The following is an 879-nucleotide window of genomic DNA, read 5'->3' as shown; positions in this document are numbered from 1 at the left end:
GCTCGGTGGTGCATCACCAGCAAAAATATGACAAAAATTATACTCGCACGCTTGCATAAACCATAGAAATCCGTGCGCTGCATTGCGTCTAACCAAACAATGGTGTAAAGGTTTTCTAAAGGCCTGCTTTGCCATTCTTTAACCTGAGGAATTACGCGTTCAGTAATCTCAGAAAGAGTAGCATGAGATATTTCTACATCATACATTTGATGGATGTGATCTGATATATCTCTGAAACTCATCCCCTTACTATAAAGCCCGATGATTTGAGGGGCAAGGTTATCTGCTAAGACTGTTTCGCGTTTTTTGACGATTTGAGGAGAAAAGGAACTTTTTCGGTCTTGGGGCGTAGTTAAAACAATTTCGCCCGAAGTTGTTTTTAAGCGTTTGCTCCCCTTGCCATTACGCTTGTTGCCAGACTCTCGCTCCTGATCATTGAGATGAGCGTTCATTTCTGACTCCAGAGCACTTTCTAAAAATTGTTGAAGTAATGGAGCGAAAACCCCATCCTTACCAGTTAAGGACTGTCCCTTCATTAACTGCTCCAGCGCTTTGTCGCGCATTTGTTCAAATTCTGTCTTTTCCATTCTTCTGTCTTAAAGTTAAAACCTTTAGACAGAGTTCATTTTACAGTCTCCATACACGTCGTGAACAGTCGTTCGTTGGCTTTTTCAAGTGTCGGGCTGTGCGGTTGTTTAGCCTTGCTGGTAACGGAAAACGGCTTGGCGAAGGCAGGGCTTTGAAAACCGTCAGCCCAAAAATAGCACAAATGTTGATAGAAGTATAAATGTTCAATTACTTCCGTCACCCCGCCTGACGCAAAACCGATGTTGAACAAAACCTTCGGTAGCTATATCTCGACAAAAGGGTTAATTTTAA

At 42.4% G+C, this 879-nt stretch carries 1 protein-coding gene; it reads right to left on the bottom strand.

Features of this window, described 5'->3' with window-relative positions:
* Nucleotides 1-587 (bottom strand): transposase (locus tag AC23N5_RS31420; RefSeq protein WP_487758564.1); only part of this gene is annotated, 587 nt, incomplete at its 3' end.
* Nucleotides 588-879 lie beyond the last annotated feature (292 nt).

Source organism: Runella sp. R5_40 (genome assembly GCF_057652295.1).
Note: the sequence above shows the minus strand (reverse complement) of the source record. Positions and strands in the feature narration are given on the sequence as shown.